The following is a 13,329-nucleotide window of genomic DNA, read 5'->3' on the forward strand; positions in this document are numbered from 1 at the left end:
ATATATGAGTAAATACTGTATGTGCCTTCTGTATTTATAATGATGAGGACTCATCATGATTCTTGATTGGTTACCTCCAACTTTGATTGGTTTTCTTCTTGTGCTAGCGGGGATTGGTGCTATCCGCCGCATGAATTTATGGCGCGCAGGACAGGCTGAAAAAGTCAATATTCTGGCTGGTTTGCTGGCGATGCCAAAACGCTATTTGCATGACCTTCACCATGTTGTAGAACGGGATAAATACATGTCTCGTACACACGTTGCAACGGGTGGTGGTTTCGTCTTAGCCATGGTGCTAGTACTGTTTGTTCACCTATTTGGCGTTAAGAGCGAAATTCTTGCTTGGGCGCTACTAGCGGCTTTGGTATTGATGTTTTGTGGTGCTTTGTTTGTTTATAAGCGCCGCATGAACCCGCCATCGCGCCTTTCTAAAGGTCCGTGGATGCGCTTGCCGAAAAGCCTACTGACTTTTTCTATCACCTTTTTTGTACTGACTTTACCTGCTGCAGGAATTCTTCCTGAAGGAACGGGTGGTTGGGTACTTACGCTTGTATTGTCTGTTCTTATTTTAATGAGCCTAAGTGAAATGCTGTTTGGCATGACGTGGGGCGGGCCAATGAAGCACGCTTTTGCAGGGGCTTTGCATCTTGCTTTTCACCGTCGTCCAGAACGCTTTGGTGGTGGCCGTTCCACTGGCTTGAAACCGGCTGTTTTAGGTGAGGCATCCCATGGCGTTGCGAAACCTACGGATTTCAAATGGAACCAATTATTAGGTTTTGATGCTTGTGTACAGTGCGGTCGTTGTGAAGCGGTTTGCCCAGCATTCGCAGCAGGTCAGCCATTGAATCCCAAGAAACTTATTCAAGACATGGTGGTAGGTTTTGCTGGTGGTACGGATGCAAAGTATGCAGGTAGTCCTTACCCTGGTGTGGACGTTGGTAACGCGAAAGGTGCACCGGACCAGATTATCACTAATGGTTTGATCAGCTCAGATACGCTTTGGTCATGTACGACATGTCGTGCTTGCGTAGAAGAGTGCCCGATGATGATCGAACATGTGGACGCCATTGTTGATATGCGTCGTTTCTTGACCCTAGAAAAGGGCGAGACACCAAACAAAGGTGCTCAAGTTCTGGAAAACATTATCGCTACAGATAACCCGAATGGTTACTCGCCAGCGAGCCGAACTCACTGGGCGGCAGACCAAAACCTGAATTTGATGAAAGATGTGAAGCAAGCGGATGTGTTGTTCTGGGTGTCTGATGGTGCCTTTGATATGCGCAGTCAGCGAATTTTACGTGCGTTTGTGAAACTAATGAAAGCAGCAAATATTGACGTTGCGATCTTGGGTGATGAAGAGCTAGACAGTGGTGATGTTGCTCGTCGATTAGGTGACGATGCGGCTTTCCAAAGTTTGGCAAAGCGTAACTTGGCGACGTTGTCGAAATACAGCTTTAAAACAATCGTAACGACAGACCCGCATGCATTTCATTGTTTGAAAAATGAATACGGTGACTTTGGTTCTGATGCCCTTAAAGGCGTTGAAGTATTGCACCACACGACCTTCTTGAATCGTTTGGTGAAAGAGGGCCGTTTACAGCTAGATACTTTTAAAGGTGGCAAGGTTACTTATCATGATCCGTGTTATTTGGGCCGCTACAATGGTGAATATGACGCACCGCGTGAATTGTTGGCTAGCTTAGGTATTGATGTTGCTGAAATGGAACGTTCTGGTTACCGCTCTCGTTGTTGTGGCGGTGGCGGTGGCGCTCCGATTACGGATATTCCTGGCGAACGCCGTATTGCAGATATGCGTATGGAAGATGTGGTTAGCACTGGTGCCGAAATGGTTGCCGTGGGTTGTCAGCAATGTACTGCTATGCTTGAAGGTGTTGTAGAACCAAGACCTGTTGTAAAAGATATTGCTGAAATTCTTGTTAGTCAACTTTCTGAGGAGGTGAACTCATGAGCGAATTTCCCTCAACTGAGGCGACTTCAAGCGGTCTTCTAAGACGTGATCCAAGAACTGAATGGATTGCCCGTAACCGTTTGCACCCATTGCATAGCAGTGTGGTATCGGCAGGACAAGGCGAAGTGCGTGGTCCAACAGGGCTATTGCGTAAAAATCCTCACGTCGTTGGCTTTATTGGCCCAAATGGGATCAAGCGTATCGACAGAGCTAACTTGTCAGCTGCTGGTCTTAATAGTAAAAAACGCGCTGGCGAAGCGAAAGAAGTTCAGCTGCCATTGCATGTTGTTGATAATCCAGACGGTTACATTATGGTGGTAGCCGATATGATTGGCGGTCGTCTGACCAGCCATGACAAAGACATTCTTGGGTTGGCACATCAACTTGTGGCTGAAAATAAAGCCGCTGACAAAGGCAATATTGCCGTTGTACTAGTGTGTTTTGGTGAAAGTAAAGAAACCCAGTTTGATTTAGCGGGTGTCGATCGTCTGCTTCATATTACAGGCCAAGAGTTTGAAGGCTTTGCGCCAGAGGCAAGATTATCTGCTTTGATGCAAATAGAAGCTCAATATAAACCAGAGAACTGGTTGTTCCCCGATAGTATCCATGGTGGCACTGATTTAGCGTGCCGTTTAGCATCGCGTTTGGGAGAGCGTCCAGCAACGCAAGCTTGGCAAGTTACGGCAACCAGTACAGTAAGCCGTGGCGCGTCTGGAAGCTGTGATATTAGTAGAGAAACACCACGTATTTTGATGCTGATGGAAGAGTGTGCCAATGCCATTGAAGATACTCGACATCAAGTACTGGATCTAGAATTTGATGTTAATAGCGTCGATACCGGTGACAATTATCGCTTGATTGATCAGGGGCAAATTGAAGTCGATTCTAACGCTGTGCCTTTAGCGGAAGCTGAGTTTATCTTATCGGCTGGTAATGGTATCCATAATTGGGATCAATTCCATGCGGTCGCGGCGGCACTACGTGCTACTGAAGGCGCAAGTCGTGTAGCAGTAGACGATGGCTTTATGCCTCGTTCTCGCCAAGTTGGGGCATCTGGAACTTGGGTTACGGCACGTGTTTATCTGGCTGTTGGTATTTCTGGTGCGATTCAGCATATGCAAGGTATTGGGCAGTGTGACAAGGTGGTTGCGATTAATACCGATGCGGGCTGTGACATGGTGAAGCGTGCCGACTTAGCTGTTATTGAAGACAGTGAGGCTGTTTTGGAAGCACTGATGAAACTTGCTCAAGAACATTATTCATCAAAGGAACAGGAGAAGAGTGATGCCGCCTAAAGTTAATGTGGTTTCTTTGGTTTCTATTGGTCGTCACCCTCAGTCAGGTCGATCACGTCGTGCTGAGCAAGATGGTAGAGCTGTTGAGCTAGGTTTGAAACTGTCGAAAAAGTCTTTAACAGTTGTTCACGCTGGTGATGCTCAAGAACCCGTGCTGCGTCAATATGCAGGTATGGGGTTAGATTCGTTGACAGTCTTACCGCAACCGGCTGATGGCGATGCCTTGCCAATCTTGGTTGATTTCTTGAAAAGCAGTAAAGCACAAGTAGTACTAACGGGAGTTCGTGCCGAAAGTGGCGAGTCTTCTGGTATGTTGCCCTATTTATTGGCTGAACAACTCGGCTGGCCATTAGTGCCTCGCGTTGCAGAAATTTTGACAATAAAACAGGGTGCTGCAGAAGTTTTGTTGGCTTTACCTCGTGGTCAGAGGCGTTCGGTTATTGTCAGCCTGCCTTTTATTGCTACAGTTGATAATGCCGCTGCTGAAGCGCGTCAAACGGCTTTCGGGCCAGGACTAAGGGCAGATTTTAAAGTATTGGATGTTAACAGTGTGAAGGATGAGGCTATGGCAACGTGGCAAATTAGCGCTGCCAAGCCTCGCCCTAAGCGTTTGAAAGTAGTGAAAGCCAAAACTGCAGCTGACCGAATGAAGGCCGCAACGGCGAAACCTGTTGGCGGTGGTGGCAAAGTCATGAAAAATGAAACGGCAGCTGAAAAGGCCCAAGCTATATTCGACTTATTATTAGAAGAAAAAGTGGTGCGCTAGACCACTGTTTAGGTATAAGCTGTTAGTCCATTGTTGCTTAACTGAACAAGCATTTTGTATATAGGTATGCGTTATGATGATTGTAGACTTAATTGATGAAGTCGACTTCAAGGAAAAGCTGATAGCCCTTGGGGCGCCTGTTACTTTAGAGCAAAGTTTGCCTGAAGTGCAGGAAGCCGTTTTGTCTTGGTTGCAGCAGTATCCTGAACAGACGCCTTTCATTAAAGACCTTTGCTTATCAATGCAAAAAGAAAACACGACGGTACTACCTGAAGTATATAGTGTCATAGCTGCATTTAGTTAATCTGCATCAATTTACGATACTTATAAAGCACCGATGCAATGCTACTAAGGCTGCTTTATAAGTACGTTTTCCTTTAGATATTTCCTCTCTAAAATCCTTACACTTCCTGTGAAATATAATCTGTTTATCTGATTGTATTTTTTTACAGCTTTATGTGCTTTTTAGATACATAAATTAGCATATTTAAACTACTCTAAATGTTGTTGATAAAGTATTTTTTAGTAAATTGAGGGAGTGAAGGAAAAGTAAGGAAGTACTGATTTCTACTAACTAGCTAATCAAGCGATATGAAGTATCAAAATTAGATTCTTTTAAAAGGTATTTCTCATATTGAATGAGTTCTCTGTGGACTTATCGTAAGCCCTTTCAGAGCCTTAATATTGGTGAATAGAATATTTGGATGACGTTTATGAAGATAAAAACCAAGCTATTGATTGCTTTTTCTGTTGCTACTTTATTGCCTGTTTTAGTGGTTAGTGCAATAACTGGCTTTCTTGCTTCTGATCAAGCGCTAAAAGGCTTTACGAAAAATAGTGGACAAACTATAGGAGCTGTAGAAGACACCTTTGATCAATTTCTTACCGATATTAAATACGTTGTTGCTTTTATTGCGGAAAGTGACGCGATAACAGATCCAAATGCAGAACCTTTAACAACTTATCATGATAAACAGGGCAAAGCGCCAAGCAAGATTGCTGCGCAAAATGGCGGTCGAGAGGCTGAGGTTTTTAACTTGTTTGAGGCGATAGGCAAAAATAATCCTAACTATGTATACGTTTACACTGGTGATGTTGGCGATGGTTACATGGAGTGGCCAGGGACTTATGAATATGCAGAATGGCATCCAAAAAAACGCGCTTGGTATTCAAGAGCCCTAGAAACGCCTAATCAAGTGGCACTTCGAGACGCCTATTATTGGGAACCTGATGATGCTGTGTATGTATCAGCGGTACGTACTTATAACAAAGGCAATAATATTGGTGGTGTTGTCGCTGTTGATGTGTCTATAAAGACATTAACTGAAATGGCGAATAGAACGAAACTGGGCAATTCCGGTAGCCTTATGGTAATCGAAAACACTGGAACTATTTTGGTCGATGCCCTTCATGCTGAGAATAATTTTAAGAAAATTACCGAGCTAGACGGTGAGGCTTATCAAGCCATTGCCAATACATCTGATGGTGTCGTTAATTTCGAGCTAGATGGAAGAGACTATTATGCCAATGTTTATACTTCCCCAAATTTAGACTGGAAGTTTGTAGGTTTAATGCCTGCTGCAGAAATTTATTCAAGCACGGTTGAAATGATTAAAACCACGACGATCGTCTGCGTGTTGCTTTTGATTGTATTTGGTGTGGTTGCATTCTTAATGGCGAAAGGTTTGATCACGCCAATTGAGTCTGTTTCGAAACATTTGCAAATTCTTGCTGAAGGCGAGGGGGATTTAACTTCTCAAATTTCGATCAACACCAATGATGAGACAGGCACTTTATCTAATTGGTTTAATCAATTTATCGAAACGACTCGAAAACTTATAGTCGGTATTAAGAAGTCCAGTATTCAGATTGATAAAATCGCCGCTGAAACCTCAGCGAAAGCGAGTGAAGTGGCTCAGTCTGCGACAACGCAACTGCAGTCCATAGAGTTGATTGCCGAAGCTGGTCAGCAGATGTTGATAGCGTCGAATGAAGCGGCTGAAAGCTGCGCCAATTCAGCTCAATTCTCTGAGAAAGGCTTGGAAACGACGATAGCAGGTAAGAATTTACTAAAAAGCAGTGCTGAAGGGGTGAATCGTTTAGGTACTCGCTTAAAAGAGTCGAATCAGATTATTACGGAACTGCAAAAAGAGACCACGAATATCAATCAGATTCTGTCAACGATTCAAGGTATCGCAGAGCAAACTAATTTGTTGGCATTAAATGCCGCAATAGAAGCGGCGCGTGCCGGTGAACAAGGCCGGGGTTTTGCTGTTGTCGCCGACGAAGTGCGAACCCTTGCTGGGCGCACCCAAGAGTCGACCGAACAGATTAGCAATATTTTGGGGCTTCTTGCGAACAGAACGAAACAAGCGTCAGATTCTATGATGATAAGTGTAACGGAATCAGAAAATGCGATTAATTTATCTGACCAAGCACTCGTATCGTTCGAGCAGATTGAAGAAGTGGTTAAACAAATGCGTGATATGACGATGCAGACAGCGGCTTCTGCAGAAGAGCAGCGTGCAGTAACCGAAGGGGTTAATGAAAACATTAATTCAATCAGTGAGTCTGCGCACAGAGTATCGGATATATCTGGTGACGTTGCTGAACTGTGTCGCAAGCAAGATGAATTGAGTAAACAGTTACACGTGATGGTGGTTCGTTTCCGTACGGAGTAGACATCATTTATCACTAAAAATGTAAATCAAAGGGCCATACAAAATGGCCCTTTTTTATTTCTGTACTCTTCAAATTTCATTTGAAAAAAAGATAATAACGATTATCATATGCGATTAAATTTACTGATTTAGGTACTAGCATGATTAAGTCGTTCATAATGCTTTTTTTAACGTTTTCTATTGGCTCAGTGTGGGCTACTGAAGTGACGGTAAAAGATGTCTTGGGTCGTGATGTAACATTTGATGCGCCAGCGCAGCGAGTTATTGTGGGATTTTATCCTGAAGACTACATGGCAATCGGTACAGAGGCAGCTTTTGACAAAGTCGTTGGCATGTCTAAATACATTTGGCAGGCGCGCACTAGCAACTGGGAAATGTACGTCGAGCACCGTCCATCATTAGACGATATCCCAGAGATTGGTCGTGTGGACACACAAACCTTTTCTGTTGAGAAAGTTATTAGCTTGAACCCAGATGTTGTGATGTTGGCTGACTGGCAGTACAAAGGCTTAGCAACAGATATCGAGCGTCTTGAAAGTGCGGGTATTAAAATTGTTGTGGTGGATTACAATGCTCAGACATTAGAGCGCCATATTAAAAGTACAGAACTGATTGGTGTGATTACAGGCCAAGAAGAGCGCGCAAACCAGATTGCTACGGATTATAAAAATACTGCAGACATGATTAGTAAGCGTCTTGCTGAAGCGAATTTACCAGAGCCTAAGGTGTATACAGAGTTTGGTGCTTCTGGTGTGCAAGAGCTTGGTTTTACCTTTGGTAAAAACATGTGGGGTGCTATTTCGACTATGGCGGGTGGCGACAATATTTCTGCGCCATTTGTTGAGTGGTGGGGTAAATTGAACCCAGAACAAGTAATTGCTTCAAACCCTGATGTTATCGTTATTACGGGTTATGAAACAGGCAAAGGGTCTGATTCAATGATCATGGGGCAAGGTGTTGATAGAGCAGAAGCCCACAAGCGTTTAGAAGGCTATAAAAATCGTTTAGGTTGGTCATCTATTAATGCGGTTAAAAATAATCGTTTATATGCGGCTTATCATGGTGCATGTCGTACTATTTTCGATGCGGCTATGATTGAGTTCTATGCTAAGGCGATGTACCCAGATTTGTTCGCTGATTTGGATCCAGAACAATCGTATTTAGACTTCTACAAAAAATACCTTCCTGTAACGCCAAAAGGAACCTTTACTTTGGCGTTGTAAAATCGATCTGATACTTGCTTAGAGCAAGAAAAAGGGGCTTTCTACATGAGTGGTAGAAAGCCCCTTTTTTATTTTGAGCCTTGGCTTAATTGAACCGTCACACGAAAGCGTAACGCGTCACTTGCCTATAAGTGTCTTCAGGTGCAAGTAAAATTGGTGGGAAGTGTGACTGGTTAATGGCATCTGGCCAATGTTGTGCCTCAAGGGCGAGGCCTGCGTAAGCCGATAGCGCGCCTTGGTTGATATTTGATTCGGCACTCAGCTGAATGTGACGACCGTCATAAACCTGCAATCCTGGCTCGGTTGTTTGATAGTGCAATGTCAGCCCAGTGATAGGGGCTTTAAGTGTGGCAACGGTTTGTAACGGACGATGGCTGGCCAAAGAAAGGCAGAAATTGGTATCCAGTCCTGGGTAATCCTCTCGGCCAATAGTGCGGGACTGTAAAAAATCAAAGGCACTGCCTGCAGTTGGCGTGACTTCGCCCGTGGGAATTAACTCAGCATCCACTGGTAAGTAGTGGTCTGCTTGAATGCTAAGTTGATGATCCAAGATGGAGCCTTTGCCATCAAGATTGAAATAGCTATGGCCGGCAAAATTACAAATGGTTAGCTGATCCGTTGTTGCGGTAATTTCCATTTCCAATGCGCTATCGACCAGTCGGTAAAACACATTCACAATCATGTTACCTGGGTAACCCATTTCACCGTCAGCCAGTTGCGTTTGCAGCTGCACCATGTCGTCACTTTGCTCGATAATAGACCAGTTTTTACTGCCGGTTCCATCTGGGCCACCATGAAGGTGGTGGGTTTCTGGTAAGGTAGGAGGCAGCTGATAGGTTTTTCCAGCTATCACGGCATGCCCTTTATTGGTTCTGTTTGCTACTCGGCCAACCACAGCACCAAAGTATTTTGCCCCTTGAAGGTAATCGGCTATTTTTGTTGAGCCTAAAACCAAAGAATGCTCGTAGCCTTTAAGATAGACAGATTGAATGCTCGCACCCAATGTCAGAATCGACACCTTAAGCTGCGCGTTATTTAGCGTGATATATTGAACTTGATTTAAATCTGGCGCTACGTTCACGGAAGTATCCTTTCAAATAAAAGGGAGCCGAAGCTCCCGAAAGTGTAGACAGATGACGATTAGATATTTTCTAACAAGTCGTTAATACGATATTGCGCTGTTTCCAGTGCATCGTCTATCGATTTGTTACCACTAATAGCAGAGCCTAATTCTTCGCCAAGAATGTCTTGGATCGCAAATTGGCGTAAAACCTGAGCTGGTAAAGCTTGTCCGGTTTTAGCGACTTTTGCGATATCACTACGATGAGGCAGAGATTTAAACTCATCGCTGTCAATCACGGCTTTTACTGTTGGTAAATGGCCTGTACGAGCCCACTCATAGTCGTTGTCGTATAGGAATTTAAACAGTTTTCCGATGGCTGCCATTTTTTCCTCATCACGATTTCCGCGAGGAACAACCCAGCCATGGCCGTCAGCATAAGTGGCGTCTTTTTGTTTAAAGAACTGTGGCACAGGGAAAACACTGTAACCATCTGATAGTGGGTTATCGGCTTGTTTTGATTGCGCATCATAAGAACCAATTAACCAAGTACCGTTTACGGCAATGCCGCCTTGGCCGTTCGCAAAGCCAGCGACCGCAGCAGGGTAGTCCATATTTTTTGTACTTAAGCCTTTATCCATGATGTCTTTCATCAAGGTTAGAGCTGCTTTGGCGTCTTTTCCACTTAAGTCGATACGGCTAGGATCGGCAAAAAACTTGCTGTTTTGCTGCATCATGAGCGTGTAGAAAATACGAGCGTAAGCGGCGGTTTCATTCGCTGTGATTTGCACTAAGTAAGGTTTGCCAGTTGCATCTTTAAACTGTTTGCCTTGGGTAAATAGTTCATCGCTGCTGCTTGGTAAAACGGGTTTACCATTGGACTTCATTAGATCTGCTTTCTTCATCAGATTGTTATTTACGTGAAATAGCATAGTCCAGTTATCGAATGGCAAAGCATAAACTTTACCTTCCTTCGTGACACTGGAGATGGCCGCGTTGGTAAAATCTGATGGTTTGATATTCTGATCTTTTAGTAGCTTATCCAGTGGTACTAAAAGGCCGCGAGACTGGTAGTCGGACATAGCAGAATAATGCATAGAAACAACATCAGGAGCCGACCGTGACGCTAGTTGAGCATTCAGCTGGTCATAACCAGGCCATTCCACTGTGGTGACATTTACGTCGATATCTGGATTGTCGGCTTCAAACTTATTCACCAATGCGGTGATGATGCCACATTCGCCAACCGCCGCAGAAACGTCAGTGACCTTGCCGTATTCGGCTTCACAGGCACCAAAGAAGCGCTGCAGTTCAATTGTGGTATTGGCGTTCGCCAATGGTGCGAGAGCTAATAAGCCAACTGCTGTTGTCCCGAGAAGTAACTTTTTCATTATTTATCTCCTAGTTCATTTTTATTGTTGTTGTATAGCCCAGTGTCAATTTTTATTACTCAAGTATGTTTATTCGCGTTATTTTACGGCTCCTCCTGATACCGCAGTGACTATGTGGCGTTGAAAGAAAATATAAACAAGCACGACAGGCAATGATGCAAAGATAGCCTGTGCACCTAAGAAACCAAGTCCTTCGGATTGCGCAAAGTTTGTTTGTGATGATGCGATACCTATGGTGAGAGTATACATATCGGACTTTGTCGCAGAGATCAGCGGCCACCAGTAATCGTTCCAAGCCTGCAAGAAAGTAAATATCCCTAACGTTGCTTGTGCTGGCAGTGTTAGCGGTAGCAGTACTTTCCAGAAAATACGAAAAGTCGATGTATTATCCAACATGGCTGCTTCATCAATTTCTTTGGGGATTGCCCGAAAGAATTGCGTCATCAGAAAAACGCCAAACGCCGAAGACAAGTTAGGCAATATCAAGCCGATGTGCGTATTGTGGAGGTCGAACCAGTTGAACATCTGGTGACGAGCGATAATCACCGCCTGTTCAGGCACAGCCAAACCAAATAACACAATAATGAATAGTGTTTTACGGAATGGAAATTCCAGTCTCGCAAAAGCGTAACCCGCAAGAGAAGAGAGTAGAAGCACGCCAAATGTTTGTCCAACCGCAACTATCACCGAATTCATAAACCAGCCAAAAACACTGGATGACTTTAAGATGTTCGCATAGTTCTCTAAGGTATAGGGAAACGAAAAGACAGCTTCGGTGCCTTTGAGCAGCTCCGCATTATCTTTCAATGAAAGACCGATAATCCATGCTACCGGCGCCATCATAATTAAGCCGAGGAAAGCGGCTATCCAGAACAATCTACGGTTCGACGTTAAATGCTCTGGCGAATAGTTTAATGCTTTCATGCGTCTGTCTCCTCTTTACGAGTGCTGACCCAATATTGCAACATGGCGGCACAAAGAATGATTAAGAACAGAATTTGTGACGCTGCGGCACCCATACCAATATCCCAGCGTAAGAAGCCAATTTCATATATGTACATAACGATTGGTCGTGACGAACCTGCAGGGCCACCGTTAGTCATTAATTGAGCCTGACCAAATAACTGGAACTGCATGACCACTTGGATAATCGCAACCAACATAATGGTCGACTTAATCGATGGCAGTGTGATGCGGGTTAGCACTCGCCAGCGCGACGTATTGTCGAGAGCGGCAGCCTCATAAAGGTCTTTCGGTATTTGCTGTAACGCTGCTAAGAACAACATCATCGGCAAACCGATACACCACCAAACCGTTGCAACACCAACCGAAAATAACGACCAACCAGTGGTTGAAAGGAAACCGATTGGCTGCCAACCGAAATACTCAAAAATCAGTGCCATTAAGCCATCGTTAGGGATGAAAACGATACGCCAAATGAGCGTTACTATGGTGACAGACAGGATAGAAGACGCAAAAAATACGCCGCGTAAAAAAGACGAGCCTTTGGTGGTTTTGTTTAAGGCCAATGCCAGAAACAAACCCAAAACGACTAAAGTAGGTACGGATACCCCAACAAAAATGACCGTGTTTTTGACCGCTTGCCCAAAAATGGGGTCACTTAATACACGGGCGTAGTTTTTTAAACCTATGAAGCGTTCACCACCAAATAAATCCACTTTATTGAGGGACAGCCAGATCCCCCAACCAAGAGGGAACACCAGCAAGGTCAAAAAGACACTCAAATAGGGAACGACAAATAAGCCATTCGACCAACGGGAACGACGATAACTTTCCGCCATCTTACACCTCCATTTTGCTGTGATGGGCGCGGCCATCACCGTCAAAAATATGTGCAGCGTGAGGAGATATTGCCACTCGTACCATATCGCCAGCTTTTACTTTTGAGCGTCCTGAATCCTCCGCGATAAGCTCTGTGCCATCAACCAAAGTGCCATACAGAAGGGTGCGATCACCAAGGCGTTCGACGACTTTTATGGTCAAATCAAGGCCATCTTCTTGCTCTGAAACCACTTCAGTGTCTTCTGCTCGAATACCAATAACCGCGTCTTTAGCGTTGAATTCTGCTGGTAGGGTAATGGCTGTGGCGACGGTTCCCGCACCACTGACTTCAACAGTCACGCCATCCGCGGTTTTTTCGATGTGATTGATCGGCAACATAGACATAGGTGGAGAGCCAACAAATTCAGCAACAAAGCGGCTCACAGGATATTGATAAATCTCCATTGGTGTGCCGATTTGTTCTATTTTTTGGTTGTGCATGATGACGATGCGGTCTGCTAACGTCATCGCTTCCACCTGATCGTGGGTTACAAAGATCATGGTTGAACCAAGGCGCTGGTGGAGCTGAGCCAGTTCTAAACGAGTTCTGCCACGTAATGCCGCATCTAAATTGGACAATGGCTCATCGAAGAGGAAGGCTTTGGGTTCTTTGACAATAGCGCGACCTATTGCAACACGTTGGCGCTGACCACCAGACAATCGTCCAGGTTTTCGGTCCAACAAGTGATCAATTTCGAGGATCTTCGCAGCGTCATTAACGCGACGATCAATTTCGTCTTGGGCTACTTTCACGTTCTCTAGGCCAAAAGCCATGTTTTGACGTGTTGTCATATGCGGGTAAAGTGCATAGGACTGAAACACCATGGCTACACCGCGCTGCCCAGGAGGGAGCGTATCAATGCGTTTTTCGCCAATTTCAATAGAACCTTCGGTTATCGACTCCAGTCCCGCAATCATGCGCAATAGGGTCGATTTACCACAGCCAGAAGGACCAAGGAATACAACAAACTCACCGTCTTCAATGTGTAGGTTAATGTCGTCTAAAACGGTAACACTGTCATATCGCTTTGTTATATTTTTTATAGAGATAGATGCAGACATGGTTTCCTCTCTCAGCAAATTTTAAACGGAAAAACTTGGG

General features: G+C 44.5%; 11 protein-coding genes. 6 read left to right on the forward strand and 5 right to left on the reverse strand.

Features of this window, described 5'->3' with window-relative positions; genetic code table 11:
* Positions 1–55 precede the first annotated feature (55 nt).
* The 6 genes from C1X04_RS06975 (at position 56) to C1X04_RS07000 (ending at position 7,934) form a co-directional block, all read left to right on the forward strand.
* Positions 56–1,969, forward strand: a complete 1,914-nt coding sequence (locus tag C1X04_RS06975) for a (Fe-S)-binding protein (protein WP_110571813.1) — start codon at positions 56–58, stop codon at positions 1,967–1,969.
* Positions 1,966–3,264 carry an electron transfer flavoprotein subunit alpha/FixB family protein gene (locus C1X04_RS06980; protein ID WP_137169514.1) on the forward strand — a complete coding sequence of 433 codons (1,299 nt, stop codon included), beginning with the start codon at positions 1,966–1,968 and terminating at the stop codon, positions 3,262–3,264. The genes C1X04_RS06975 and C1X04_RS06980 overlap by 4 nt, the downstream gene beginning before the upstream one ends.
* A complete protein-coding gene (locus C1X04_RS06985) occupies positions 3,254–4,030 on the forward strand; it encodes an electron transfer flavoprotein subunit beta (RefSeq protein WP_110571815.1) in 777 nt (258 codons plus the stop codon). Before C1X04_RS06980 ends, C1X04_RS06985 begins: the two co-directional genes overlap by 11 nt.
* A gap of 73 nt (positions 4,031–4,103) precedes the next feature.
* On the forward strand, positions 4,104–4,334 hold the full coding sequence (locus C1X04_RS06990) for a hypothetical protein (RefSeq protein ID WP_110571816.1): 231 nt from the start codon (positions 4,104–4,106) through the stop codon (positions 4,332–4,334).
* Positions 4,335–4,743: 409 nt separating this feature from the next.
* Positions 4,744–6,711 carry a methyl-accepting chemotaxis protein gene (locus C1X04_RS06995; protein WP_110572807.1) on the forward strand — a complete coding sequence of 656 codons (1,968 nt, stop codon included), beginning with the start codon at positions 4,744–4,746 and terminating at the stop codon, positions 6,709–6,711.
* Positions 6,712–6,851: 140 nt separating this feature from the next.
* A complete protein-coding gene (locus C1X04_RS07000; protein ID WP_137169515.1) occupies positions 6,852–7,934 on the forward strand; it encodes an ABC transporter substrate-binding protein in 1,083 nt (360 codons plus the stop codon).
* A gap of 97 nt (positions 7,935–8,031) precedes the next feature.
* On the opposite strand, the gene C1X04_RS07005 is transcribed toward C1X04_RS07000, so the two are convergent.
* The 5 genes from C1X04_RS07005 to C1X04_RS07025 form a co-directional block, all read right to left on the reverse strand.
* Positions 8,032–9,015 (reverse strand): aldose epimerase family protein, encoded by a 984-nt coding sequence (locus C1X04_RS07005; RefSeq protein ID WP_137169516.1) that lies wholly within the window; start codon positions 9,013–9,015, stop codon positions 8,032–8,034.
* Between the two features lie 59 nt (positions 9,016–9,074).
* Complete coding sequence (locus C1X04_RS07010; protein WP_137169517.1) at positions 9,075–10,385, reverse strand: extracellular solute-binding protein; 1,311 nt, start codon at positions 10,383–10,385, stop codon at positions 9,075–9,077.
* 78 nt (positions 10,386–10,463) lie between these two features.
* On the reverse strand, positions 10,464–11,309 hold the full coding sequence (locus tag C1X04_RS07015) for a carbohydrate ABC transporter permease (RefSeq protein WP_110571820.1): 846 nt from the start codon (positions 11,307–11,309) through the stop codon (positions 10,464–10,466).
* Positions 11,306–12,187, reverse strand: a complete 882-nt coding sequence (locus C1X04_RS07020; RefSeq protein ID WP_110571821.1) for a carbohydrate ABC transporter permease — start codon at positions 12,185–12,187, stop codon at positions 11,306–11,308. Before C1X04_RS07020 ends, C1X04_RS07015 begins: the two co-directional genes overlap by 4 nt.
* A gap of 1 nt (position 12,188) precedes the next feature.
* Complete coding sequence (locus tag C1X04_RS07025; RefSeq protein WP_110571822.1) at positions 12,189–13,289, reverse strand: ABC transporter ATP-binding protein; 1,101 nt, start codon at positions 13,287–13,289, stop codon at positions 12,189–12,191.
* Positions 13,290–13,329: the final 40 nt, after the last annotated feature.

The sequence above is a fragment of the Marinomonas sp. FW-1 genome (assembly GCF_005222245.1).
GTDB lineage: Bacteria > Pseudomonadota > Gammaproteobacteria > Pseudomonadales > Marinomonadaceae > Marinomonas > Marinomonas alcarazii.